The sequence below is a fragment of the Roseomonas sp. HF4 genome, from assembly GCF_005222755.1.
In the GTDB taxonomy this organism is placed as follows: Bacteria; Pseudomonadota; Alphaproteobacteria; order Acetobacterales; family Acetobacteraceae; genus Neoroseomonas.
The window spans coordinates 466,703-490,316 of sequence record NZ_STGD01000002.1 but is presented as its reverse complement, the minus strand read 5'-3'; the positions used below and the strand labels follow the sequence as shown (position 1 = coordinate 490,316).

Annotated in this window: 22 protein-coding genes and 1 tRNA gene; 10 read left to right on the top strand and 13 right to left on the bottom strand. The window is 72.8% G+C overall.

What is annotated here, in order from left to right; translation table 11 throughout:
• Nucleotides 1–9 precede the first annotated feature (9 nt).
• The 11 genes from rpmG to ruvX all read right to left on the bottom strand — a co-directional run bounded on the left by rpmG (nucleotide 10) and on the right by ruvX (nucleotide 13,413).
• Complete coding sequence (gene rpmG, locus E8M80_RS05250) at nucleotides 10–177, bottom strand: 50S ribosomal protein L33 (RefSeq protein WP_137124586.1); 168 nt, start codon at nucleotides 175–177, stop codon at nucleotides 10–12.
• Between the two features lie 111 nt (nucleotides 178–288).
• A complete protein-coding gene (locus E8M80_RS05245) occupies nucleotides 289–1,725 on the bottom strand; it encodes a S41 family peptidase (protein WP_137124585.1) in 1,437 nt (478 codons plus the stop codon).
• 98 nt (nucleotides 1,726–1,823) lie between these two features.
• Complete coding sequence (rnr, locus tag E8M80_RS05240; RefSeq protein ID WP_137124584.1) at nucleotides 1,824–4,265, bottom strand: ribonuclease R; 2,442 nt, start codon at nucleotides 4,263–4,265, stop codon at nucleotides 1,824–1,826.
• Nucleotides 4,265–6,976 carry a type I DNA topoisomerase gene (gene topA, locus E8M80_RS05235; protein WP_137124583.1) on the bottom strand — a complete coding sequence of 904 codons (2,712 nt, stop codon included), beginning with the start codon at nucleotides 6,974–6,976 and terminating at the stop codon, nucleotides 4,265–4,267. Before topA ends, rnr begins: the two co-directional genes overlap by 1 nt.
• A gap of 11 nt (nucleotides 6,977–6,987) precedes the next feature.
• A complete protein-coding gene (dprA, locus tag E8M80_RS05230; protein ID WP_137124582.1) occupies nucleotides 6,988–8,091 on the bottom strand; it encodes a DNA-processing protein DprA in 1,104 nt (367 codons plus the stop codon).
• 116 nt (nucleotides 8,092–8,207) lie between these two features.
• Nucleotides 8,208–8,807 carry a glycerol-3-phosphate 1-O-acyltransferase PlsY gene (plsY, locus tag E8M80_RS05225; protein WP_206035569.1) on the bottom strand — a complete coding sequence of 200 codons (600 nt, stop codon included), beginning with the start codon at nucleotides 8,805–8,807 and terminating at the stop codon, nucleotides 8,208–8,210.
• Nucleotides 8,804–10,087, bottom strand: coding sequence for a dihydroorotase family protein (locus E8M80_RS05220; protein ID WP_137124581.1), 1,284 nt, complete (start codon nucleotides 10,085–10,087; stop codon nucleotides 8,804–8,806). Before E8M80_RS05220 ends, plsY begins: the two co-directional genes overlap by 4 nt.
• A gap of 69 nt (nucleotides 10,088–10,156) precedes the next feature.
• On the bottom strand, nucleotides 10,157–11,320 hold the full coding sequence (locus E8M80_RS05215) for a hypothetical protein (RefSeq protein ID WP_137124580.1): 1,164 nt from the start codon (nucleotides 11,318–11,320) through the stop codon (nucleotides 10,157–10,159).
• A 203-nt stretch (nucleotides 11,321–11,523) separates the two neighbouring features.
• A complete protein-coding gene (locus E8M80_RS05210; protein ID WP_137124579.1) occupies nucleotides 11,524–11,970 on the bottom strand; it encodes a GNAT family N-acetyltransferase in 447 nt (148 codons plus the stop codon).
• An 8-nt stretch (nucleotides 11,971–11,978) separates the two neighbouring features.
• Nucleotides 11,979–12,914, bottom strand: a complete 936-nt coding sequence (locus E8M80_RS05205) for an aspartate carbamoyltransferase catalytic subunit (RefSeq protein WP_240789901.1) — start codon at nucleotides 12,912–12,914, stop codon at nucleotides 11,979–11,981.
• A gap of 10 nt (nucleotides 12,915–12,924) precedes the next feature.
• The gene (gene ruvX / locus E8M80_RS05200) at nucleotides 12,925–13,413 is read right to left on the bottom strand and encodes a Holliday junction resolvase RuvX (protein WP_137124577.1); all 489 of its coding nucleotides are present in this window, start codon (nucleotides 13,411–13,413) and stop codon (nucleotides 12,925–12,927) included.
• Nucleotides 13,414–13,457: 44 nt separating this feature from the next.
• On the opposite strand from ruvX, the gene gatC reads away from it, so the two are divergent.
• The 7 genes from gatC to E8M80_RS05165 all read left to right on the top strand — a co-directional run bounded on the left by gatC (nucleotide 13,458) and on the right by E8M80_RS05165 (nucleotide 19,637).
• Complete coding sequence (gene gatC / locus E8M80_RS05195; protein WP_137124576.1) at nucleotides 13,458–13,754, top strand: Asp-tRNA(Asn)/Glu-tRNA(Gln) amidotransferase subunit GatC; 297 nt, start codon at nucleotides 13,458–13,460, stop codon at nucleotides 13,752–13,754.
• Complete coding sequence (gene gatA / locus E8M80_RS05190; protein ID WP_137124575.1) at nucleotides 13,754–15,241, top strand: Asp-tRNA(Asn)/Glu-tRNA(Gln) amidotransferase subunit GatA; 1,488 nt, start codon at nucleotides 13,754–13,756, stop codon at nucleotides 15,239–15,241. The genes gatC and gatA overlap by 1 nt, the downstream gene beginning before the upstream one ends.
• Complete coding sequence (gatB, locus tag E8M80_RS05185; RefSeq protein WP_137124574.1) at nucleotides 15,238–16,689, top strand: Asp-tRNA(Asn)/Glu-tRNA(Gln) amidotransferase subunit GatB; 1,452 nt, start codon at nucleotides 15,238–15,240, stop codon at nucleotides 16,687–16,689. Before gatA ends, gatB begins: the two co-directional genes overlap by 4 nt.
• 64 nt (nucleotides 16,690–16,753) lie before the next feature.
• The gene (locus E8M80_RS05180; RefSeq protein WP_137124573.1) at nucleotides 16,754–17,866 is read left to right on the top strand and encodes an AI-2E family transporter; all 1,113 of its coding nucleotides are present in this window, start codon (nucleotides 16,754–16,756) and stop codon (nucleotides 17,864–17,866) included.
• Between the two features lie 71 nt (nucleotides 17,867–17,937).
• Nucleotides 17,938–18,582, top strand: coding sequence for a glutathione S-transferase family protein (locus E8M80_RS05175; RefSeq protein WP_137124572.1), 645 nt, complete (start codon nucleotides 17,938–17,940; stop codon nucleotides 18,580–18,582).
• An 84-nt stretch (nucleotides 18,583–18,666) separates the two neighbouring features.
• A tRNA-Ser gene (locus E8M80_RS05170) sits at nucleotides 18,667–18,759 on the top strand.
• 125 nt (nucleotides 18,760–18,884) lie between these two features.
• Complete coding sequence (locus E8M80_RS05165) at nucleotides 18,885–19,637, top strand: SDR family NAD(P)-dependent oxidoreductase (RefSeq protein ID WP_170979198.1); 753 nt, start codon at nucleotides 18,885–18,887, stop codon at nucleotides 19,635–19,637.
• Here the strand turns inward: E8M80_RS05165 and E8M80_RS05160 are convergent.
• On the bottom strand, nucleotides 19,609–20,808 hold the full coding sequence (locus E8M80_RS05160) for an MFS transporter (protein ID WP_170979197.1): 1,200 nt from the start codon (nucleotides 20,806–20,808) through the stop codon (nucleotides 19,609–19,611). The genes E8M80_RS05165 and E8M80_RS05160 overlap by 29 nt on opposite strands.
• A 217-nt stretch (nucleotides 20,809–21,025) precedes the next feature.
• On the opposite strand from E8M80_RS05160, the gene E8M80_RS05155 reads away from it, so the two are divergent.
• Nucleotides 21,026–22,261, top strand: coding sequence for an alpha-hydroxy acid oxidase (locus E8M80_RS05155; protein ID WP_137124569.1), 1,236 nt, complete (start codon nucleotides 21,026–21,028; stop codon nucleotides 22,259–22,261).
• 39 nt (nucleotides 22,262–22,300) lie between these two features.
• Here E8M80_RS05155 and E8M80_RS05150 read toward each other — a convergent pair whose 3' ends face one another.
• A complete protein-coding gene (locus E8M80_RS05150) occupies nucleotides 22,301–22,684 on the bottom strand; it encodes a cytochrome c family protein (protein WP_240789900.1) in 384 nt (127 codons plus the stop codon).
• Between the two features lie 154 nt (nucleotides 22,685–22,838).
• On the opposite strand from E8M80_RS05150, the gene E8M80_RS05145 reads away from it, so the two are divergent.
• Nucleotides 22,839–23,102, top strand: a complete 264-nt coding sequence (locus tag E8M80_RS05145) for a hypothetical protein (protein WP_137124568.1) — start codon at nucleotides 22,839–22,841, stop codon at nucleotides 23,100–23,102.
• Nucleotides 23,103–23,192: 90 nt separating this feature from the next.
• A complete protein-coding gene (locus E8M80_RS05140) occupies nucleotides 23,193–23,612 on the top strand; it encodes a hypothetical protein (RefSeq protein WP_137124567.1) in 420 nt (139 codons plus the stop codon).
• Nucleotides 23,613–23,614 lie beyond the last annotated feature (2 nt).

The following is a 23,614-nucleotide window of genomic DNA, read 5'->3' as shown; positions in this document are numbered from 1 at the left end:
CGGCGCCGGCTACTTGATCTTGGCTTCGCGGAAGACGACGTGCTTCCGCGCCACCGGGTCGTACTTCCGCTTTTCCATCTTCCCGGTCATGGTCCGGGTGTTCTTCTTCGTCACGTAGAAGTAGCCGGTGTCGGCGCTGCTGACGAGGCGAATGAGGATCGTGTTCGACTTGGCCATGGCAAAAACTCCGAGGCCCGCGGACCAGACGGCCCCGGGCGCGAGGGGGCGGAAATTAGCGCGAAGCGCGCCGGCGTCAAGGGAAACGGCGCGGGTCTCGCTGCCCCGGCGTCAGCGCGCCATGGCGGCCCGGTGGGCGATCGGGTCCAGCACCAGCGCGCGCGCGGCCGGCAGGTCGGCCTCGCTGCCCTCGCCGGGCGGGCAGGCCGCGCGCAGCGCCTCGACCGTCGCGGCCGGCACTGGGTGCCGCAGCGCGCGCAGGCGGGACAGCGCCGGCCCCATCGGCCGCGCGCCGGCCGCCAGCGCCGCGAGGTTGCCGGCCGCAGCGGCCGCGCTGCCCCCGGTGCAGAGGCCCGGCAGCACGCCGACGCCCTGCAGCGGCCAGCCCGCCGGCATGATCAGCCGGGACCACGACATCAGCAATTCGCCGCCATCGGGCAGCGGCACCACGAGTTGCACCAGCCCCTTGCCCGTCGTCGCGCTGCCTGCGACCGCCGCACGGCCGCGGTCGGACAGGGTCGCGGCCAGGATTTCCGCTGCCGACGCGGTCCGTCCGTCCACCAGCACCACCAGCGGCAGCCCCTCCGAGAGGTCCGGCGCCGCCGTGACATACATGCGCCCCGAATCGGGATGCCGGCCGATCGTGCGGAAGGCCTCTCCGTCGGCCAGGAAGATGTCCGCCACCGTCGCCGCCTGAGACAGCAGCCCGCCGCGGTTGCCGCGCAGGTCGAGCACCACCCCGCGCGGCGCCTCGTCCTCGGCGAGCGCGGTGAGCAGCGCGGCCGCAACCTGCCGCTGGGTGTGCGCGGTGAAGCCCGGGATGCGGATGACGAGCACGCCGTCCTGCCGTTCGCTCGACACCGGGTCCGCCGGCGGCAGGGTGCGGACCAGCACCACCTCCCGCCGCTGCCGCCCCTGCAGCACCAGAAGGCGCACCGCCGTGCCGGCCGGGCCTTCCAGCAATTCGGCCGCGCCGCTCGAATCGCGGATGCGCAGCGCCTGCCCGTCGATCGCTAGCACGCGCGTCCCCACCGTGAGCCCCGCCTCGGCTGCCGGCCCGTGCGCCGCGACAGCGGCGATCACGGCGCCGCCGCCCCGGCGCGGCGCGAGGCGCAGCCCGAGCCCCGCTTCCCCGGTGCGTCGGGCCCGCGCGGCCTGCGCCTCCCAGGGCGTGACGTAGCGGCTGAAGGGATCGAGGTGGCCGAACACGGCCTCGAAGGTCTCGGCGATGATGCGCGGCGCGCCCGCCTGGCGGAGCACGGGGGAGACGGCCCAGGCGGCTTCCTGGAAGCGGGTCAGCCCGTCCGCCGCGGCGCCGCCGGCGCGCGCCGCGGCGTCGGGCCCCGCCGTGCCCGCCGGCACCGGGCGGATCAGGAGCGGCCCGCCCTCGGTCACGAGCGCGAAGTCCCCGCCGGCCCGCTCGACCCTGAGCGCCGGGTCGAGTCGCTGCAGCCCGGCCAGCCCCCAGGTGACGAGGTCGGCCGGCGTCGCTGCTTCGAGGTGGCGTTCGAGGATGGTGGCGAAGCCCGCGCCGATCACGAGGCGCATCTCCTCGCGCGGGAAGGGGGCGGTACGGACCGCTTCCTGCGCCGGGGCGCGCCCGGGCAGCAGCAGGACCAGCAGCAGAACCAGCAGCGCCGGCAGGATCAGTGCCGGCGCGGCCGCCCTTTCGGCGCGGGCCGGCCGCGGCCGCGCGCCGGCAGCCCCTGCATCAGGTGGAACACCATGCCGCCGGTCCGCGGCGTCGCCTCGTGCAGGCGCGCCTCCACCGCCTGTCCCAGCGAGAAGGTGAGCCTCGTCCTGCGACCGGCCAGCGTCTGCGTGGCCTCGTCCAAATCCCATCGGTCGTCCGGCAGAGATCCGAGCGGCACGATCCCGCTCGCCCCGTTCTCCTCCAGGGTGACGAAGAGGCCGAAGCGAGTCACTCCGGAAATGCGCGCCTCGAACGACTCTCCGATCCGCTGTGCCATGAACGCCGCGAGGTAGCGGTCGACGGCGTCGCGTTCCGCCGCCGCGGCACGGCGTTCGGTGTTCGTGATGTGCTCGGCCGTCTCGGGGAAGCGGGCGGCCTCGGTCTCGTGCAGGCCATCCGTGCCGAGTTTCAACCCGCGAATCAGTGCGCGGTGCACCAGCAGGTCTGCGTAGCGGCGGATCGGGCTGGTGAAATGCGCGTAGCGCGCGAGCGCCAGGCCGAAATGGCCGATGTTGTCGGGCTGGTAGGCGGCCTGGGACTGGCCGCGCAGCACCGCCTCGTTCACCAGGCGCTGGTGCGGCGTGTCCTTCACCTTCTCCAGCACGCGGGCGAAGTCGCGCGGGTGCAGGCGGTCCGATGGCGGCAGCGTGACGTCGAAGGTCGCCAGGAATTGGCGCAGCCCCTCCATCTTCTGGTCCGAGGGGCGGTCGTGGACGCGGTACATGCAGGGCTGGAACAGGCGCTCCAGCTCCTCCGCCGCGCAGACATTGGCGGCGACCATGAATTCCTCGATCAGCCGGTGCGAATCGAGGCGCGGGCGAGGGCTGACGCCGGTCACGCGGCCCTCCGCATTCAGGTCCACCTTGCGCTCGGGCACGTCGAGGTCGAGCGTGCCGCGCTTCTCCCGCGCGGCCAGAAGCGCGCGGAAGGCGCCATAGAGGCGCCCGACATGCCCGGACGCGAGCGCGGCGGGGTCTTCGCCGGCATCGGCGGCCGCCTGGACCTGTTCGTAGGTCAGGCGCGCGGCGGACCGCATGATGCCGCGCCCGAAGGCATGCGCCCGCTTCCGGCCCTGGCCGTCGAAGCGCATCTCGACATAGAGGCAGCCGCGGTCCTCCGCCGGGCGCAGGCTGCACCAGCCGTTCGACAGCGCCTCGGGCAGCATCGGCACGACGCGGTCGGGGAAATAGACAGAATTGCCGCGTGCCCAGGCTTCCCGGTCGAGCGCCGAGCCCGTCGTCACGTAATGCGCCACGTCGGCGATGGCGACGAGCACGCGCCAGCCGTCGCCGTCCGGTTCGGCGAAGACGGCGTCGTCGAAGTCGCGGGCATCCGCGCCGTCGATCGTGACCAGCGGGATGTCGCGCAGGTCGACCCGCCCGTGGGCGGCGACGCCCCGGGCGCGCTCGGCCTGCTGCACGGCCTCGGCCGGGAAGATGTCGGGGATGCCGTGCGCGTGGATGCAGACCAGCGAGACCGAGCGCGGCTCCCCCATCACGCCGAGGCGTTCCGTGATGCGCGCCGGCTTCGGCCCGAGGTGGCGGGTGGAGGGCAGGGGCTCGGCGAGCACGATGTCGCCCGGCCGCGCGCCGCCTTCCTGGCCCTTCGGGACCTCCCAGATGCCCTTCTGGCGGCGGTCGGTCGGAATGATTCGGCCTTCCTCGAAGACACCGAGGATGCGGGCGGGCGGCGCGCCGCCGATGCGCTTGAAGGTGCGGCCTTCGTACTTCCCCGGCCCGATCTCGCGCAGCCGCGCGAGCACCCGCTCCCCGGCCGTCAGCGCCGGCTGGCCCTTGGGCTCGGGCCGCATGTAGACGATCGGCGGGCGGCCTTCCCCTTGCCATTGCAGTGGGCGGGCGATGGGGTCGCCGTCCGGGTCGGTGCCCGTGACCTCGACCGGCGCGATCTCCGGCAGGCGGGAGGAGGCGATGATCCCGCGCTTGCCGGCCGGCGCGGCGCTGCCTTCCGCGGCCAGTTCACGCATCAGGATGCGCAGCGCCGGGCGCTGGTCCGACGACAGGCCGAAATGCCGGGCGATGTCGGATTTGGTGACGCGGCCCGGCGCCTCGGCCAGGAAGGCGCGGAGCTCGGCCTTGCCGGGCAGGGCGGGCGGTTCGGGCAGGCGGGCGGCGGCCCGGCGCCGGGCGGAGGCTCGGGGTGCGGCGGCGGCGGGGCGGGGCGGTTTGGCGATGCCCTTGGCGGTCCGGCGGTGCGGCGCGGCGTCGTGGCCGGGCGCGCCGGCCGTGCCGTCGTCGCCGGCTTCCGCCGGGGCGGCGTGGCGGGGCGCGTCCTCGCCGTTGCCGCGCCGGGGTGGGCGCGCCGGCGCCGCCTCCGTCGCGCCGGCCTTCCGCGCCCGGGCCTTGTGTCCCTTCGGCGGCGGCCCGCGGCGGGGCATCAGCGCGCGGTCTTGCCGGCGCGCGGCGCGGGTTTCGACCGCGCGGCGGGCTTCGCCGCGGCCGTCTTTGCCGCAGGCTTCGCGGCGGGCTTGCGGACGGGTGCCTTGCGTGCGGCTGGCTCGGCCGACTTGGCCGCGGCCTTGCGCGGGGCGGCCTTGGCGGCCGGCGCCTTGCGCCCGGCGGGGCCGCGCGGCTTCAGCGCCTTGCCCTTTTCCGCGAGCAGCGCGACCGCCGCGTCGAGGTCGACCTCCTCCATCGCCACGTCTCGCGGCAGGTTGGCGACCGTCTTGCCGTGCTGCGCATAGGGGCCGAAACGCCCCTTGCGGACCACCACGGGCTCCTTGTCCTTCGGATGGGGGCCGAGTTCGCGCACCCGCGCCCGTGCATCGGCCAGCAGCGCCAGCGCCCGGTTCATGCCGACGGTCAGCACGTCGTCATCCTTGTCGAGCGACTTGAAGACCGATCCGCAGCGCACGTAGGGGCCGAAGCGGCCGAGGCCGGCGGTGATCTCCTCCCCCGTCTCGGGGTCGCGGCCGATGATCCGCGGCAGGGAGAGCAGACCGAGCGCCTGCTCCAGCGCGACAGTGTCCGGCGCCACGCCGTTGGGAAGGCTTGTTCTTTTCGGCTTGGTCGGCTTGCCCTTGGCGTCCGTTCCGGGCTCCCCGAGCTGGATGTAGAAGCCATAGGGGCCACGCTTGAGCGTCACGGCCTCGCCGGTCTCGGGATGGGTGCCGAGCGCCTGCTCGCTCGGCGCCTGGCCCTCGCCCTCCCCTGAATCGACGCCGAAGGGGCGGGTGAAGCGGCATTCAGGATAGTTCGAGCAGCCGATGAAGGCGCCGGTCCGGCCGAGCCGCAGCCCGAGCCGCCCATCGGCGCAGGAGGGGCAGGCGCGCGGGTCCGAGCCATCGCCCCGGGCGGGGAAGATGTGCGGGCCGAGGTCCTCGTCCAGCGAGTCGATCACATCGCGGATCTTGAGATCGCGCGTCGCTTCCACCGCGGCGGAGAACTCGGTCCAGAAGGCGCGCATCACGGCGCGCCAGTCGGCCTGGCCCTCCGAAATTTCGTCGAGCTTTTCCTCCATCTGGGAGGTGAAGCCCGTGTCGACGTATTTCTCGAAGTAGCGGACGAGGAAGGTGGTCACCATCCGCCCGAGGTCCTGGGCGATGAAGCGTCGCTTCTCGAGCGTCACGTACTTCAGGTCCTGCAGGCGCTGCAGGATCGAGGCGTAGGTCGACGGCCGGCCGATGCCGAGTTCCTCCAGCCGCTTGACCAGGCTTGCCTCGGAATAGCGGGGCGGCGGCTGCGTGAAGTGCTGGCTGGCCGCGATGTCGCCGCGCTTCAGCGGGTCGCGCTCGGCCATCGGCGGCAGGATGCGGCTGTCCTCGTCCTCCGACGGCTCGGCGGGCTTGAGGCCGGCGCGGGCATCGGCGGCGCGGTCGTCCTCATCTTCACGGTACAGCTTCAGGAAGCCGTCGAAAGCCACCACGGAACCTGTTGCCCGGAAACGGATTTTTCCATCGCCGTTGGTGATGTCGATGGCCGTCTGGTCGAGTTCCGCCGACGACATCTGCGACGCGACCGCGCGCTTCCAGATCAGGTCGTAGAGCCGCGCCTGGGCGCCATCCAGCTCCCGGCCCATGGCGTCGGGCGTGCGGGTCACGTCGGTTGGGCGGATCGCCTCGTGCGCTTCCTGGGCGTTCTTGGCCTTGGACTGGTACTCGCGCGGGGCGGGGGGCAGGTAGTCGGCGCCGAAGGCGTCCTTCACGTGGTCGCGGATGGCGATCATCGCCTCACGCGCCATCTGGACGCCGTCGGTCCGCATGTAGGTGATGTGGCCGGCCTCGTACAAAGCCTGCGCCGTGCGCATCGCCTGCTGCGCGCCCATGCCGAGCTTGCGCGACGCCTCCATCTGGAGGGTCGAGGTCATGAAGGGCGGCGGAGGGTTGCGCCGGGTGCGCTTCTTCTCGACCGAGGCGACCGCGTAGGTGCCGGCTTCGGCGAGGGCCTTGGCGCGGTTGGCGCTGGCGGCGTCCGGCAGGTCGAACTGCTCGAGCTTGCGGCCGTCGAGATGCGTCAGGCGCGCGGTGAAAGGGGCCCCGGCCGGCGTCTGGAACTTCGCCTCCAGCGTCCAGTACTCGCGCGCCTTGAAGGCCTCGATCTCGGCCTCGCGTTCGCAGACGAGGCGGAGCGCGACGGATTGCACCCGCCCGGCGGACCGGCTGCCCGGCAGCTTCCGCCACAGCAGTGGCGAAAGGGTGTAGCCCACCAGGTAGTCGAGCGCGCGGCGCGCCAGGTAGGCGTCGATCAGCGGCACGTCGAGGTCGCGCGGATGGGCGACGGCGTACTGCACCGCGCGCTTTGTGATCTCGTTGAAGGTGATGCGCCGGACGTCCTTGCCCTTCAGCGCGCCGCGGCTGCCCAGCATGTCCTTCACATGCCAGGAGATCGCCTCACCTTCCCGGTCGGGGTCGGTGGCGAGGAAGAGGCGCTTGGCCCCCTTCAGCGCGGTGGCGATCTTGGCGACCTGCGCTTCCCCGCGTCCGTCCTTGCCCCACACCATGGCGAAGTCCTGATCGGGCAGGACGGCGCCGTCCTTCTCCTCCAGGTCGCGGACATGCCCGAAGGAGGCCAGGACCGTGAAGTCACGGCCGAGATACTTCTCGATCGTCTTGGCCTTGGCCGGCGATTCAACGACGACGACGTCGGACATGTCTTCCAGGATCACCCGTTCGAACTGCGCATGACGCGATGGCCGGGGAGCAGTTCGACCCGGCCCTCCAACTCCAGATCCGTCAGCACGGCCTGCAGATCAGGGGGGGACAGGTGGCAGCGCCGGAGCACCTCGTCAACCGATACCGGCGACAAGCCAATCAGTTCAAGGACTTCGGCCTGTCCTTCCGGGGGCGGGCCAAGTAGTTCGGCCGCCTCCGCCTCCGCGGCGGCCAGCGCGGGCAGGGCAAACAGCGGCGCGTCGCGCGGCGCCTCGGGCAGATGGTCGAGCACGTCCGCGGCGGTCTCGACCAGGTGGGCGCCCTGGCGGATCAGGTCGTTCGAGCCCCGACAGCGCGGATCGAGCGGGCTGCCCGGCACGGCGAAGACCTCGCGCCCCTGTTCCAGGGCAAGCCGCGCGGTGATGAGCGTGCCCGAGCGATGCGCCGCCTCCACCACCACGACACCCAGCGACAGGCCCGCCACGATCCGGTTGCGGCGCGGAAAATGTCGGTTGAGCGGCGCGGTGCCGAGTGGCGCCTCTGCCACCACGGCGCCGCCGGCGGCAATGCGCGCGGCGAGCGCCGCGTTCTCGGGCGGGTAGGGGCGGTCGAGCCCCCCCGGCAGCACGGCGATGGTCGGGCCGGTGCGGAGCGCGCCGTCATGCGCCGCGGTGTCGATCCCGCGTGCGAGGCCCGAGACGACGGTCAGGCCCTTGGCGGCCAGGGCCTCGGCCAGGTCTTCCGCGATGCGCCGCCCGGCGGCCGAGGCGTTGCGCGCGCCGACGATGGCGACGGCGGGGGCGGCGAGCAGGGGGGCATCGCCCAGCACGGCCAGCACCGGCGGGGCGTCGGGCAGGCGGGCGAGCAGGGGCGGGTAGAGCGGGTCGTCCAGGAAGACAAAGCGGCCGCCGAGCTTCGCCAGCGCGGCGGCTTCCCGCCGCGCCTCGGCTTCGGGCGGCGGGGCGTAAGGCGCGGCTCGGCCGGCCGAGAGCGCGGGCAGGGCAGCGAGCGCAGCCTCGGCGCTGCCGTGCCGGACCAGCAGGCGGCGGAAGGTGAGGGGCCCGACGCCATCCGTTCGGGCGAGCCGGAGCCGGGCGAGGGAGGCGCCCGTCATCGCGGGGCGTGGCGCGCCGGGGTGCGTCGGATGAATGCAACGATCACGGGAGCAATGTGTATAGCAATTCTACCCGGACGTCATTCGTCCAGGCTCGCCGCCGCCGAGCGCGCCCCTCAGCCCTTGCGCCCGATCCGCGGTTCCGTCCCCGCGATCAGCCGGCGGATGTTCGCCTCATGCCGCCAGAAGACCAGCACGCCGACGAGCAGCGCGAGCAGCGCGTGCTCCGCGTCGGCCAGTATCAGCGCCAGCGGCGCCGTGGCCGCGACCCCGATCAGCGTCGCGGCCGAGGAGATCCGCGTGAGCCTCGCCGCCACCAGCCAGACCACCATGACGGCAAGCCCGACCTGCCACATCGCCGCGAGGCACACCCCGAGCGCCGTGGCCCCCCCCTTGCCGCCCTTGAAGCCGAGCCAGACAGGCAGGGTGTGCCCGAGAACGGCGGCGGTGCCGGCGACGAGGTCCTGTTCTCCGATGGTCCAGCGCACCAGCAGGATCGCGGCGACGCCCTTCAGCGCGTCCAGCAGCAGGGTCGCGACGGCGAGGCCCTTGCGCCCCGTGCGCAGCACGTTGGTCGCGCCGATGTTGCCCGACCCGATCGCCCGGATGTCGCCGAGCCCCGCCCAGCGCGTCAGCAGCAGGCCGAACGGGATGGAGCCGATGAGGTAGCCGCCGGCCAGCGCGACGACGAAGGCGACGGAGGGATCCGCGATCACGCCCGCCCCCCGAAGACCCGCCGCCCACCCTTCCAGGTGCCGAGCACCCGCCCTTCCAGCGCGCGCCCGTCGAAGGGGGAGTTCTGCGCCTTGCCCGGCAGTGTGCCGGCCTCGACCTTCCAGCCGCGCTGCGGGTGGAACAGCACGAGGTCCGCCGGCGCGCCCTTCGCCAGCCGCCCGCAGGGCAGGCCGAGCAGCGCCGCCGGCCGGCAGGTCAGCAGCCCGAGCGCGTCCAGCATCGGCAGGTCCCCGCCATGCACCCGCGCCAGCGTCACGCCGAGCAGCGTCGCCAACCCCGCGCCGCCGGCCTCGGCCTGCGCGAAGGGCAGGCGCTTGTCGTCGGCGTCGCGCGGCTGGTGGTCCGACGCGATGGCATCCAGCGTGCCGTCGGCCAACGCCGCGACCACGGCCTGGCGGTCCGCCTCCGTCCGCAGCGGCGGCGAGAGCTTGGCGTAGGTGCGGTAGTCCCCGATCGCCGTCTCGTTCAGGTCGAAGTAGGGCGGCGCCGTGTCCGCCGTGACGCGCAGCCCCTCGGCCTTCGCCGCGCGGATCAGGTCGAGCGCCGCGCCGGTGCTGACATGGGCGAAATGGACGTGCCCGCCGGTCAGCCGCGCCAGCGCGATGTCGCGCGCGACCATCATCGCCTCGGCCGCAGGGGTGATGGCGGGCAGGCCGAGGCGCGTCGCGAGTTCGCCCTCGGTCGCCGCGCCGCCGGCGGCGAGCGTGGGCTCCTCCGGGTGCTGCACCACGAAGGCTCCGAAAGCGCGCGCGTAGGACAGCGCGAGGCGCATCATGCGCGCATTGCCGATGGCGCGCGCCCCGTCCGTGAAGGCGATGGCGCCTGCTTCGCGCAGCAGGCCGAATTCCGCGAGGTCGCGGCCCGCGCACCCTGCCGTCGCGGCGCCGTAGGGCAGCAGGGAGACCGAGCCCGTCGCCTCCCCGCGCCGGATCATGAACGACAGCAGCGCCGGGTCGTCGAGCGGCGGGTCGGTGTCGGGCAGGACGCAGAGCGTGGTGATGCCGCCCGCGGCGGCGGCCTGCGCCGCGCTCGCGATGGTCTCGCGGTGCTCGGCGCCCGGCTCGCCGAGATTGGCGCGCAGATCCACGAGCCCCGGCGCCAGGCAGGCGCCGGCGGCGTCGAGCACCTCGGCGCCCTCGGGCGCCATCAGGCCGGGGCCGAGGTCGGCGATGAAGCCGTCGCGCACCAGGAGCGCCCCGGGCGCGTCGAGGCCGGTGGCGGGATCGAGCAGGCGGGCGCCGGTGACGATGAGATCGCGCATCGGCGCCGGTTATAGACCGGCCCGCGAATCCCGCCATGGGGGTGCGCGCGTCTGCATTCCGGCGCGCCGCTACCTGCCGCCCGTCAGCGCCGCGATCCGCTCGGCATCCTCCGGGTAGCCGAGGCGCCGCGTCACATCGAGCAGCGTCGCGGCGAGCGGCGCGGGCAGGGTCGCCAGCATCTCCGGCGCCCAACTCACCCGCTCGTAGCGCGTGGGCCGCGCATTCGTCGGGATATCGGCCGTGCGCCGCACGGGGCGGCCGGCAAAGGCGCCGAGCGCGACATCGTCCCCGGGGCGGTCGACCCGGAAGATCGCCGCCGCCGGCCGCGCCAGCACCATCGCGTACCAATGGGCGTAGGACGCGACGGCACGCCCGGCCGGCGTCTGGGGCACCTGCGCGGGATCGCGGATGTCGACCCCGGTGCGCTGCCGGATAGCCTCCGCGCGCCAGCCCTGCGACAGCGGCTCGAGGTCCTCCCCCATGATCGACGGAATGGCCGCGAGAGGAGACCGCGCCACCACGAAGCAGCGATGCGGCGCGAGCGGCCCGATCGCGTGGCCCCACGGGTTCGCCAGCCGCTCCACGACCAGCATCCAGGAGACGATGCCGTTCGCCCGCACCCTCTCGTGGCCGACCGCGAGGCCGTTGCGCGACAGCAGGTGCGCCGTGAAGCTCGTGCCGCAGCGCGGATGGCCGAGTCCGACCAGGAAGGGCTGCGCCGGCGTGACCGCGACCCGCCGGACCAGCGCCGCGAGCGTGGCGTCGGCCTCGGGCACCCTGGCCAGCACCGCCGCCGCTTGCTCGGCGAAGCCGGCGGCGTGCAGGCGCACGAAGGTCTCCTCGCGCCGCCGCTCGAGCCGGCGCAGCGCCTCAGCCACTGGTTGGAGCACGCGCCGGCGGCCCGGCGCCAGGCGCAGCACCTCGAGGAAGTGGCCGAGCGCCGCGGCGGGCTCGCCCCGGTCGAGCGTCTCGATGCCGGCACGCTCGGCCTGGTCGGCCGGCGCGGCCGCCGCCGCCGCCTGGCTCCCGGCCGAGTCCGCCCGCCGGAGCGCCGCCGCGGCGGCCTCGACCGCCGCGGCCAGCCGCGCATCTCCCGGCCGAAGCGCCAGCGCGGCCCGGCGATGGCCGAGCGCCGCCCGGAGGTCGCCTCGCGCGCGCGCCACGGCGGCGAGCCCCGTCTCCGCGATGACCGCGCCGGGCACGCGCCGGCGCAGCTCCTCGAGGTTGCGCACCGCCTCGTCGAAGCGGCCGAGCGCGCGCAGGTCGGCGGCGATTTCCGCCAGCAGCCAGGCGCGCCGCGGGGCCAGCGCGAAGGCGGCACGATGGAGCGCGACGGCCTGCTCGAGGTCGCCGCGCCGCCGGGCATCCTGCGCCCGTTCCCGCGCCAGGTCGGGGTCGGGCGCCGGCCCGTCCTGCGGCGCGGTCGCCGGCGCGCTCAGAGGCGCTTCTCGAAATGGACCCGGCGGTGCCCCGCCTCCGCGCCGCGGTGGGTCTCGGTGAAGCCGCGGCGTGGGTACATCGCGACGTTCTCGACCATCTTCTCGTTCGTGTAGAGGCGCAGAAGGCCGTAGCCGCGGCGCCGCGCCTCGGCCTCCGTGAAGGCGAGCAGCCGCCGGCCGACGCCCTGGCCCTGCGCGGCCGGCGCCACCGCGATGTTGTAGAGCAAGAGGCCGTCGGGCTGGTCCTCGAGTATCAGCGCGCCGACCGGCGTGCCGTCCTCCTCCAGGATCCAGGCCTGGCCGGCGGCGATGCGGACGGCGTAGTCGTCGGTCATCGGCGCGGGCTCGCGCCCCAGGCGCGGCACGTAGACGGCATAGGCCGCGCGGACCAGGGCGCGGAGCGTCGCCGCTTCGTCCGGCCGGGCGGGGCGCGGCTCGGCCACCGGTGCCGCTACCGGTTGCGCGGCAGCCGCCGCGCCAGGATGTCGAGCACCGCCATGCGGCAGGCGACCCCCATCTCCACCTGCTCCCCGATCACGGAGCGGGTCGGGTGGTCGGCGATGGCGCTGTCGATCTCGACGCCGCGGTTCATCGGCCCCGGATGCATGACGATGCTGTCATCCTTCGCATGCGCGAGCTTCTCGGCGTCCAGCCCGTAGAAGCGGAAGAATTCCCGCGCCGAGGGCACGAGCCCCCCCGACATGCGTTCGCGCTGCAGGCGGAGCATCATCACGACGTCGGCCCCGGCCAGGCCCGCCTTCATGTCGTGGAAGACCTCGACGCCGAGGCGCGCGGCATCGGCCGGAATGAGCGTCGGCGGGCCGACCACGCGGACGCGGCTGCCCATGGTGGTCAGCAGGTGGATGTTCGACCGCGCGACGCGCGAATGGGCGATGTCGCCGCAGATCGCGACGACGAGCCCCTCCAGTCGGCCCTTGTGGCGACGGATGGTGAGCGCATCCAGCAGCGCCTGGGTCGGATGCTCGTGGGTGCCGTCGCCGGCGTTGATGACCGCCGCGTCCACCTTCTGCGACAGCAGCGCCGGGGCGCCCGACTGCGCGTGGCGGATCACCAGCAGGTCGCATTGCATGGCGTTCAGCGTGGACGCGGTGTCGAGCAGCGTCTCGCCCTTGTTCACCGAGGACTGGCTGACCGACATGTTGATCACGTCGGCGCCGAGCCGCTTGCCTGCCAGTTCGAAGCTGGTGCGGGTGCGGGTGCTGTCCTCGAAGAACAGGTTGATCAGCGTGCGGCCCTTGAGCAGGTCGCGCTGCGTCTTTCCGCTGCGGTTGAGCAGCGCGTAGGACTCGGCCAGGTCGAGCAGGTCCGCGATGTGCGGCGGCTCGAGGCCCTCGATGGCGAGGAGGTGTTTCGACGGGTGGGACACGGGGCGGACCTTAGGGCGGCGGGGAGGGATTCGGCCAGGGGCGCGAGGCATCCAGCGCCGCCTGCAGCATGTAGGCCGCCGCCGCCCGGTCCACCGCCTGCGCCCGCTTGGCACGCGTGAGGTCCGCTTCGGCCACCAGCATCCGGTTGACCGCGGCCGAGGAGAGGCGTTCGTCGAACAGGGCGATCGGAAGCCCGGTGGCGTCCGACAGCGACCGCGCCCAGTCCTTCGCCGCCTGCGCCGCCGGGCCCATGGTCCCGTCCATCGACAGCGGCAGGCCGACGACGATCCCGCCCGCGCCTTCCTTCCGCGCGATGGCGGCGATCTCGGCGGCATTGGCGGCAAGTTTCCCCCGCTTGAGGCTGCCATAGGGGCTGGCCAGCATGAGCGTGACATCGGACAGCGCGACGCCGATCACCTTGGCCCCGGGGTCGAGGCCGATCAGGCGGGCGTGGCGGGGCAGCCCGGCGCGGAGGTCCTTCAGGTTGATGACGGCCATGCCCGGGCTTATGGTCCGGCCCCCGTTTCCCTGGAAGAGCCTTGATGTCCCTCGATACCGCCACCGTGCGGCGCGTCGCCGCCCTTGCCCGCATCCGCCTGCCGGAGGAGGAGGTCGCCCGCGTGCAGGGCGAGCTCAACGGCATCCTAGGCTGGATCGAGCAATTGCAGGCGGTCGACACCGAGGGCGTCGAGCCCATGGCGGGCGGCACGCCGGAGGGGATCGCGGCGATGCCGCTACGCGACGACGTGGTGACCGATGGCGGCCAGGCCGAGGCCGTGCTGGCGAATGCGCCCGACCGCGAGGGTGCCTATTTCGGCGTGCCGAAGGTCGTCGAGTGATGCACCCCACGGATTTCACCCTGGCCGGCGCGGTGGCCGCGCTGGCGGAAGGCGCGATCTCGGCCGAGGAGCTGACGCGCGCGCATGTGGACGCCGTCGAGGCGTTGAACCCGCGGATCAACGCCTTCATCACGACCACGCCCGAGCAGGCGATGGAGGCGGCGCGCGCCTCCGACGCGAAGCGCGCGCGCGGCGAGGCAGGACCGCTGGAGGGCATCCCGCTCGCCATCAAGGACCTGTTCTGCACGGCGGGCGTGCAGACCACCGCGGGGTCCAGGATCCTGGGCGGCTTCGTGCCGCCCTACGAGAGCACCGTGACCGCGAACCTGAAGCGCGACGGGGCGGTGTTCCTGGGCAAGGCGAACCTCGATGAGTTCGCCATGGGGTCGTCGAACCTGACGAGTGCGTATGGCGGCGTCGCGAACCCGTGGTCGCGGCGCAACGACCCGGAGGTGCGGCTGGTGCCGGGCGGGTCGTCCGGCGGGTCGGCGGCGGCGGTGGCGGCGCGCATGGCGCTGGGCGCGACGGGGACCGACACCGGCGGCTCGATCCGCCAGCCGGCGGCCTTCTGCGGCATCGCGGGGATCAAGCCGACCTATGGGCGGTGCTCGCGCTTCGGCATCGTGGCCTTCGCGTCCTCGCTCGACCAGGCGGGCCCCTTCGGGCGCACGGTCGAGGATTGCGCGATCCTGCTGCGGTCCATGGCGGGGTTCGATCCGAAGGATTCGACCAGCGCCGACCGGCCGGTGCCGGATTTCGCCGCCGCCTGCACGCGGTCGGTGAAGGGCCTGCGCATCGGCGTGCCGAAGGAATACCGCCTGGACGGCACGCCGCCCGAGATCGAGCGGCTGTGGCGCCAGGGGCTCGACTGGCTGCGGGATGCAGGCGCGGAGATCGTCGACATCACCCTGCCGCACACGAAGTATGCGCTGCCGACCTACTACATCGTGGCGCCGGCGGAGGCTTCCTCGAACCTCGCGCGGTATGACGGCGTGCGCTTCGGGCTGCGGGTGGCGGAGGCGGGCTTCGACCTGCGCGACCTCTATGAGCGCACGCGCGCGGCGGGCTTCGGGCAGGAGGTGCGCCGGCGCATCATGATCGGCACCTATGTGCTGAGCGCGGGCTACTACGACGCCTACTACCTGAAGGCGCAGAAGGTGCGGGCATTGATCGCGCGGGACTTCACGCAGGCCTTCGCGGGGGTGGATGCGATCGTCACGCCGGCGACGCCGAGCGCGGCGTTTGCCGAAGGCGAGAATTCCGACGACCCAATCCAGATGTACCTCAACGACGTCTTCACCGTGACGGCGAACCTGGCGGGGCTGCCGGGGCTGGCGGTGCCGGCGGGGCTCGACCCGCAGGGGCTGCCGCTGGGGCTGCAGGTGATCGGGCGGCCGTTTGATGAGGAGACGGTCTTCGCGGTGGGGGCGGCGCTGGAGCGCGCTGCGGACTTCAAGGCGCTTCCCAGCACGAGGGCCGGAGCATGAGCTATACCATCGAAGGCGCGACCGGCCCCTGGGAACTGGTCATCGGCCTTGAAGTCCACGCGCAGGTGGTGAGCCGCGCCAAGCTGTTCTCCGGCGCCGCGACCGACTTCGGCGCCGCGCCCAACAGCCAGGTGAGCTTCGTCGATGCCGGCTTCCCCGGCATGCTGCCGGTGATCAACCGCGAATGCGTGGCGCAGGCGGTACGCACGGGGCTCGGGCTGAACGCCAAGGTCAACCTGTGGTCGCGCTTCGACCGCAAGAACTACTTCTATGCGGACCTGCCGCAGGGCTACCAGATCAGCCAGTTCGCGCACCCGATCATCGGCGAGGGCCAGGTCGAGATCGCGCTCGCCGACGGCAGCACCAAGACCATCGGCATCACGCGCCTGCACCTCGAGCAGGATGCGGGGAAGTCGCTGCACGACCAGCACCCGACGAAATCCTTCATCGACCTGAACCGGTCGGGCGTCGCGCTGATGGAGATCGTGAGCGAGCCCGACATGCGATCGCCGGAGGAAGCGGGCGCCTACCTCACCAAGCTTCGGCAGATCCTGCGCTACCTCGGCACCTGCGACGGCAACATGGAGGAAGGCTCCATGCGCGCCGACGTGAACGTGTCGGTCCGCAAGGCCGGCGAGGGATACCGGACGCGCTGCGAGGTGAAGAACGTCAATTCCATCCGCTTCGTCATGCAGGCGGTGGAGGCGGAGGCGCGCCGCCAGATCGAGGTGTGGGAAGGGGGCCGCGAGGTCACGCAGGAAACCCGCCTGTTCGACACCGGCCGCGGCATCACGCGGTCGATGCGATCCAAGGAGGACGCGCATGACTACCGCTACTTCCCCGACCCCGACCTGCCGCCGCTGGTCATCACCCAGTCCTGGGTGGACCAGCTCAAGGCCGCGCTGCCGGAACTGCCCGACCAGCGCCGCGCGCGCTACGTGGCCGACTACGGCATCACGCCCTACGACGCGCATGTGCTGACGCTCGAAAAGGAGACCGCGGCCTATTACGAGGCTGTCGCCCGCGGCCGCGACGCCAAGCAGGCGGCGAACTGGGTGATGGGCGACCTGTTCGCCGCCATCAACCGGACCAAGACCTCGATCGCCGAGCCGCCCGTCTCCGCCGCCGACCTCGGCGCGCTGCTCGACCTGATGGCGGATGGCACGCTGTCGGGGAAACTCGCGAAGGACGTGTTCGAGGCGATGGTCGAGACCGGTCGCGCGCCGGGCGTGATCGTCGAGGAGCGGGGGCTCCGCCAGGTGACCGACACGGGCGCGATCGAGGCGGTGATCGACGGCGTGCTCGCCGCCAATGCCGACAAGGTCGCCGAATATCGCTCGGGCAAGGACAAGCTGTTCGGCTTCTTCGTGGGCCAGACCATGCGGGCCATGCAGGGCAAGGGGAACCCGGCCCTGGTCAACGAGGTGCTGAAGCGCCGCCTGTCCTGAGCCGCGGCTTCCCGGGGACCCGCCGGGCGTGCTTGGCTCATCCCGTCGGTTCCGGGGGGCGGGCATGGAGAGCGAATCGCGGCAGGCCGGCGGAGCGCCGGCGTCTGACCATGCCGGGACGGTACAGGCCGCCGAGCGCGCGGCGGTCCTGATCCTGCTCGCGCTGCTGCTGTACGGCGTGGTGCGGGTGCTGGAGCCCTTCGGCATGGCGATCGCCTTCGGCGCCTTCATCGCCATCGGCACCTGGCCGGCGCGGGACGCGCTGGTGCAGCGGGGGCTGCGGCCGGGACTCTCGGCGGCGGTGATGGTGATCGTGCTGGTGATCGCGCTCGTGGTGCCGCTGCTGATGATGGCGCCGGGCCTGGCCGAGCAGATCGGCACGGTCGCGGGACGTGCGCGCGCGGCGCTCGAGAACCTCTCGCCCGAGGCGCCGGCCTGGGTCGCCGGGCTGCCCCTGGTGGGCGAGGCCGCTTCGCGCGGCTGGGCGCGGCTGCATGGGCTGCAGGGAGGCATCAACGCGCTGCTGGCACCGTACAGCGGGCAGATCGCGCGGCTGCTGGTCGAGGTCGGCCAGGCGGCGGCGGGCAGCGTGGTGCAGGTGCTGCTCGCGCTGATCGTGGCGGCGATGTTCTGGACCGGCGGCGATGCGATGGTGGCGCAACTGCGCGACATCGCCGGGCGGCTGGGCGGCGCGCCCGGCGTGGCCGCCGTGAATGCGGCGGGCGGCGCGGTGCGGGGCGTCGCCTGGGGAGTGGTCGGCACCGGCATCCTGCAGGCGGTGCTGATGGGCGGGGGGCTTGCGGTCGCGGGCGTGCCCGGGGCGGCGGTGCTGGGCTTCCTGACCATGATCTTCTCGATCAGCCAGATCCTGGGGCCGCTCGTGGTCGTGACCTGGGGCGGCGCGGCGGCCTGGCTCTATGGCCAGGGGGACATGGGCTGGGCGATCTTCATGCTGCTTTGGGGCGGCGTCGCCGTCTCGGGCAGCGACAACATCGTGCGCCCGCTGCTGATCCAGCGCGGCAGCGCGATGCCGCTCGGGCTCATCATCCTCGGCGTCTTCGGCGGGCTGATCGCCTTCGGCTTCCTCGGGTTGTTCGTCGGGCCGGCGCTGCTGGCGGTGGCGCATGGGCTGCTCAAAGCCTGGCAGGGCGCGCGGCGGGGCGACCTGCCGGGCTGAACGCCTGCGATGGACGGGCCGGCGCGGCCATGCCATCCGTTCCGCGCAACGTCGCACGGGGATCTTCGCGCATGGCCATCGAACTCTGGACCTGGAACACGCCGAACGGGCGCAAGATCAGCGTGGCGCTCGAGGAGATGGGCCTGCCCTACACGGTCAAGACCGTGAACATCTCGAAGGACGAGCAGTTCAATCCCGAGTTCCTGGCCTTCAGCCCGAACAACCGCATCCCGGCGATCATCGACCCCGACGGGCCGGACGGCCGCCCGATCACGGTCTTCGAGAGCGGCGCGATCCTGCTGTACCTGGCTGAGAAGACGGGGAAGTTCCTGCCGGCGAAGCTGCGCGAGCGCGTGCCGGTCTACGAATGGCTGATGTGGCAGATGGGCGGCTTCGGGCCGATGCCCGGCCAGGTGCACCACTTCATGATGCGCCCCGATGGGCCGGCCAAGGACTACGGGCTGGACCGGTATGGGAAGGAGACGCTCCGCCTTTACGGTGTGCTCGACAAGCGGCTGGCCGGGCGGGACTTCGTCGCGACCGAGGGCGAGCCCTCGATCGCCGATTTCGCGATCCTGGGCTGGGCCTGGCGGCATGAGCGGCACCTGCCGACGCAGGGCAAGGCGATCGGCGACTATCCGGAGGTGGCGCGCTGGTATGCGGGGCTGATGGCCCGCCCGGCGACGCAGCGCGGCATGGAGGTCGCGCTGTCCTGAACGGCGCCGCGCGCGGCGTTTGACGCTGCGCGCGCCCCCCGCTAGACACGGCCGCTCAAACGCCGTGTGACTTTCCACTCCTGCGGAGGGGTGGCCGAGTGGCCGAAGGCGGCGGTTTGCTAAACCGTTATAGGATGTCAAGTCCTATCGTGGGTTCGAATCCCATCCCCTCCGCCATTCTTTTCCCGTTTCAAGAACCCGCTCCTCGGACTCTCTTGCCGGCGCCACCCCCGCGCCGCACGCTGCCGACGGCCTGGTGCCGCGCCACGCCGCCGACGCGCCCGCAGGAAGGGAAGCACCGCATGGAACTCAATGGCGCCGTCGCATTGGTGACGGGCGGCAATGGCGGGCTCGGCCAGCGCATCTGCCACGCGCTGGCGCGGGAGGGTGCCGACATCGCCGTGATGTACGCGCGAAGCCGCGACGATGCCGAAGCCGTCGCACGCGACCTCGCCGCCGCGCACCAGGTCCGTGCCGCCGCCTTCGCCTGCGACATCACCGACGGCGCCGCGGTCGACCGGCTGGTCGCCGACGTCACGACCCACTTCGGCCGCCTCGACATCCTGGTGAACGACGCTGCCTTCAACCAGGCGATCCCCTTCGCCGACCTCGACAGCCTGACGCTGGAGGTCTGGGAGAAGATCATGGCGGTGAACCTCACCGGCCCAATGCGCCTGACCAAGGCGGTCGCGCCAGTGATGAAGGCGCAGGGGCGGGGGCGCATCGTCAACATCGCCTCCGTCGCCGGCCTCGGGCCGACCGGGTCCTCCATCGCCTATGCCGTGTCCAAGGCGGGCCTGATCCACCTGACGCGCTGCATGGCGGTCGCGCTGGCGCCGGAGACGTTGGTGAACTGCGTCGCCCCCGGCCTGCTGGAAGGCACGCGCGCCACCGCCAACCTGCGCGCCGAGCAGGTCGAGCGCTCCGCCGCGACCGCGCTGCTGAAGAAGCCCGCCGACAAGGACGATTGCGCGGACATGGTGGTGACGATGTGCCGCACCGGGACCATGACGGGGCAGACCGTCGTCATCGATTCGGGGCGCGTCTTCCACTGACCGCGCCCCGCCGTCCCGCCGCCCACGCCACCGCCGCCCCGCCCAGCGGCAGCAGCGCAAGCCAGGCGAAGGCGACCGCGTAGCCTCCCATCAGCGTTCCCAGCACCGCCATCGCCGGCGGCCCCAGCACCGCGCCGCCGAAGGTAACCGACAGCACCGCGCCCGAGGCCGCGCCGGCCGCGCCGGGTGGCGCCAGGCGCACGCTCTCGGCCACCAGCACGCCGTTCCACCCCGCCGTCGTGGCGCCGAGGCCGGCGAAGACCAGCGCCACCAGCCAGGTCTCGGCGCCGTGCAGGATCGGCAGCAGCAGCAGGAACAGCCCTGACCCCAGGCCGATCAGCACCAGCGCGCGCAGGCCGCCGAGCCGCGCATCCGCCCACATCGCCCAGCCGACCCGCCCGAGCGCCCCCATCGCCTGCGACAGCCCGACCAGCGCGCCCGCCGTCACCGGGTCCTGCAGGAAGTCGCCCACCAGCATCGCGACCATATGCGCGCCGAGCGCCACCTGGATCACGCCATAGGCACCGCCGGTGACGGCCAGCGCGGTCAGTGCCGGCGCGCGGCGCAGCAGGCCCGGACCCGCCGCGGGTGGCAAGGCGCTGCGATCGCGATCCCAGGCGGCGCGCATCGGCCCGAGCGCCAGCGCCATCGTCGCCAGTGCGCCGGCGGCGACGAGCATCGCCAGCCGCCAGCTGCCGGCCTCGGCGATGCGCGGCAGCAGGAGGCCACCGGCGGCGAGGCCGAGCGGCACGCCCATCTGCTTCACCGCGAACACGAGGTTGCGCCGCCCCGCCGTCACCAGCCGCCCCAGCACCTGCGCCGCCGCCGGGTTGGTCAGCCCGTAGCCGAGGCCGAGCAGCGCCGAGGCCGGCACCGCCAGCCAGATGCGCCCGGCGGCGAGCATCGCCGTGCCGGCCGCCGCGGCCAGCAGCGCGACCTGCGTCGTGCGCGCCGGGCCCCAGCGCGCCAGCCAACGCGGCCCATAGGCCGAGGCCAGCGCGGCGCAGAGATAGACGAGGCCAACCTGGTAGCCGATCGCTTCCGGCGGCACGCCGAATTCCGGCGCGGCGTAGGAGACCAGCACCGGCAGCGCATAGAGACCGAGTGTCGCCAGCGCCTGCGCCGCACCGGTCGCCGCCAATGCCACGCCCAGTCCGCCGAGCCTCGCCATGCCGTCATCCCATGTCCCTGGTCGGCCAGACTGACGACCGCGGCGCCGCCTGGAAAGCCGGCGGCGTCGGTACCCCGACTCCGGCGACCAGCGGCGCGAGCCACGACCGGGCCGCATGGCTGCCGGCCTGCCGCGTCCGGCCTCGCAACCCGGGGTCTGGCCCTCGGCCCGCGCCGCGGCCATGATCGATCCGTCACATCACGTTCACGGATTGCCCATGACCGCCGAAGGACCCGCGCAGTCCCGTGCGCCCGCCGCCACCCAGGCGCTGTCGCAGAAGCGCACGGCGCCGCCCGTGCCGCCCGGCCTGCAGAAGTTCCTGTCGCTGAACGACTTCGAGGTCGCGGCCGAGAAGCACCTGCCGCGCATGCTGCACGGCTACCTCGCCGGCGGCGTCGAGACGGACTGGTCGCTCACCGACAACCGCCGCGCCTTCGCCGAATGGGGCTTCATCCCGCGCTGCCTCGTGGACGCGCGGGCGCGCAGCACGGCGGCGACGCTGTTCGGCCAGGACCACGCGGCACCCTTCGGCATCCCGCCGATGGGATCGGCCGCGCTGCTGGCCTATCGCGGCGACATCGCGCTGGCCGAGGCGGCGCGGGCGAAGCGGATCCCCTACATCCTGTCGGCCTCATCGCTGATCCCGATGGAGGAGGTTGCGAAGGCCAACCCCGATGCCTGGTACCAGGCCTACCTGCCGGGCGAGCCGTCCCGCATCGAGCCGCTGGTCGACCGCGTGATCGCCGCCGGCTTCCGGACCTTCGTGCTGACCGTGGACGTGCAGGTCTCCTCCAACCGGGAGAACAACATCCGCAACGGCTACACGATCCCGCTGAAGCCGACCTTCAAGCTGTTCTGGCAGGGGGCGACGCACCCGACCTGGGCCTTCGGCACCTGGTTCCGCACGCTGCAGAGCCACGGCATGCCGCATTTCGAGAACATGGACGCCGGGCGCGGCCCGCCGATCCTTTCGCGCGACCTGGAACGCGCCTTCGGCGCGCGCGACGGCCTGTCCTGGCCGCATCTGGAACTGATCCGCAAGCGCTTCCCTGGCAAGCTGCTGATCAAGGGCGTGCTGCACCCGGACGACGTGGTGCGCGCGAAGGAGATCGGCGTCGACGGGTTCATGGTGTCGAACCATGGCGGGCGGCAGCTCGACGGCGCCGTCTCCGGCCTGCGCATGCTGCCGGAGATCGTGAAGGTCGCGGGCGGGCTGCCGGTGATCTACGACGGCGGCATCCGGCGCGGCACGGATGTGCTCAAGGCCTATGCGCTGGGTGCGAGCTTCGTCTTCGTCGGGCGCCCGATGCTTTGCGCCGCCACCGTGCGCGGCCGTGCGGGCGTCGAGCGCGCCATCGACCTGCTGCAGGAGGAGGTGCATCGCGACCTCGCCCTGATCGGCGCGAACACGATGCCGGAACTCGGGCCCGAATTCCTTGTCCGCATCGGCTGAGGGGCCGGGGCGCGGCTGGCCGCGCCCCGGCGCCAGGCGCTACTTCTGCGCCTGCAGGTAGGCGATCAGGTCGTTGAGCTGCGCCTCGTTGCGCAGCCCCGCATAGGACATGCTGCCCCGCGGCACGACGGCCTTCGGGTTGGTGATGTAGGCGCGCAGGTTCTCGACGGTCCACACATGGCCGCCCTCGGCCACTTCCCGCATGTTGGCGGAGTAGCGGAAACCGTCGATCGAAGCCGCGCGGCGGCCGACGATGCCCCAGAGGTTCGGCCCGACGCCGTTGCGGCCGCCTTCGTTGATGGTGTGGCAGGCCCGGCACTGGTTGAAGACGCGCTGGCCGGCCTCGGCATCGCCTTGCGCGCGGGCCACGCCCGGAACCGCCGCAGCCGCAGCCACCATCATCGAGAACATCAAACGTCGCATGCGATACTCCTCCCGCGGATCAGAACCTGCCCGCCCGAGATGAAGCGGGACCGTGTGCAGATTGGTGCCAAGTGAACCGGCCTATTGGCAATTAGTCGCCTTTTCAGCATTGGCAACCTGGAAAATTGCGCGACCTCGCGCCGGGAGGCTGGGAATGGAATGGCTCGTCCGCAGCGGCCACGTGGCCGATCTCATCCTTGTCTGCCTGGTGCTGGAAGGTGCCCTGCTGCTCGCCTGGCGGCGCTTCGCCGGCCGCGGGCCGGGCGTCTCGGACATCCTCGCGATCCTGCTTCCGGGCGCCTTCCTGGTCCTGGCGCTGCGATTCGCGCTGACCGGGGCGGCGTGGCCGCTGGTGCCGGCGATGCTCGTCGGGGCGCTGGCGGCCCATCTTGTGGATCTTACCCGCCGCCTCCGCTGATCGTGTCGTTCCGCGAGAACTGTCATGTTGGCAAGACGGTGACTGTCAGCTTAATCTGACAGTCCGGTTCGCCGGAACGGGAGGCGCGCGATGAACGGCAGCAGCTACCGGGTGGCGTTCGAACGATTGAAGGCGGATATCCGCGTCGCCGACCATGCCCAGGACATCGTGGCCCTGGAGCGCGCCCGGGGCGAATTGGACGCCTTCGTCGCGATGCTCGTGACCGACCCGCGCCGCCTCCGGGCCCTGGCGGCCTCGAGCCGCGCCGCGGCGGTCGAGGTGGAACGGCATGCGGCCGGCATCGAGGTCCCGCTCGCGGTGCTCGATCCCGTGCATGACCCGGCCTATGCGCGACTCTGGCTCGCCTGGCTCGATGACGAACGCCTCCGGATGCTGCAGCGCGTGCTGGCGGACGAGGTGAATCGCCGGCGGCAGGACAGTGCGGCCGAGATCTACGCGGCCCCGCGCCGCCGCCCGGCCGCAGTGGCGCTCACGCGGCTGTTCGGCTGAAG

Coding starts and splice junctions, on each gene's coding strand:
- E8M80_RS05245 (WP_137124585.1), bottom strand. CDS start 1,725: ATGCGCCTCGTGATCGGCGCGGGCTTCGCCACCATCCTCGAACGCCAC.
- gatA (WP_137124575.1), top strand. CDS start 13,754: ATGCACCCCACGGATTTCACCCTGGCCGGCGCGGTGGCCGCGCTGGCG.
- E8M80_RS05140 (WP_137124567.1), top strand. CDS start 23,193: ATGAACGGCAGCAGCTACCGGGTGGCGTTCGAACGATTGAAGGCGGAT.
- rnr (WP_137124584.1), bottom strand. CDS start 4,265: ATGCCCCGCCGCGGGCCGCCGCCGAAGGGACACAAGGCCCGGGCGCGG.
- E8M80_RS05165 (WP_170979198.1), top strand. CDS start 18,885: ATGGAACTCAATGGCGCCGTCGCATTGGTGACGGGCGGCAATGGCGGG.
- ruvX (WP_137124577.1), bottom strand. CDS start 13,413: ATGGCCGTCATCAACCTGAAGGACCTCCGCGCCGGGCTGCCCCGCCAC.
- E8M80_RS05220 (WP_137124581.1), bottom strand. CDS start 10,087: ATGCGCGATCTCATCGTCACCGGCGCCCGCCTGCTCGATCCCGCCACC.
- dprA (WP_137124582.1), bottom strand. CDS start 8,091: ATGACGGGCGCCTCCCTCGCCCGGCTCCGGCTCGCCCGAACGGATGGC.
- E8M80_RS05155 (WP_137124569.1), top strand. CDS start 21,026: ATGACCGCCGAAGGACCCGCGCAGTCCCGTGCGCCCGCCGCCACCCAG.
- rpmG (WP_137124586.1), bottom strand. CDS start 177: ATGGCCAAGTCGAACACGATCCTCATTCGCCTCGTCAGCAGCGCCGAC.
- gatC (WP_137124576.1), top strand. CDS start 13,458: ATGTCCCTCGATACCGCCACCGTGCGGCGCGTCGCCGCCCTTGCCCGC.
- E8M80_RS05160 (WP_170979197.1), bottom strand. CDS start 20,808: ATGGCGAGGCTCGGCGGACTGGGCGTGGCATTGGCGGCGACCGGTGCG.
- E8M80_RS05150 (WP_240789900.1), bottom strand. CDS start 22,684: ATGCGACGTTTGATGTTCTCGATGATGGTGGCTGCGGCTGCGGCGGTT.
- gatB (WP_137124574.1), top strand. CDS start 15,238: ATGAGCTATACCATCGAAGGCGCGACCGGCCCCTGGGAACTGGTCATC.
- E8M80_RS05180 (WP_137124573.1), top strand. CDS start 16,754: ATGGAGAGCGAATCGCGGCAGGCCGGCGGAGCGCCGGCGTCTGACCAT.
- topA (WP_137124583.1), bottom strand. CDS start 6,976: ATGTCCGACGTCGTCGTCGTTGAATCGCCGGCCAAGGCCAAGACGATC.
- E8M80_RS05145 (WP_137124568.1), top strand. CDS start 22,839: ATGGAATGGCTCGTCCGCAGCGGCCACGTGGCCGATCTCATCCTTGTC.
- E8M80_RS05175 (WP_137124572.1), top strand. CDS start 17,938: ATGGCCATCGAACTCTGGACCTGGAACACGCCGAACGGGCGCAAGATC.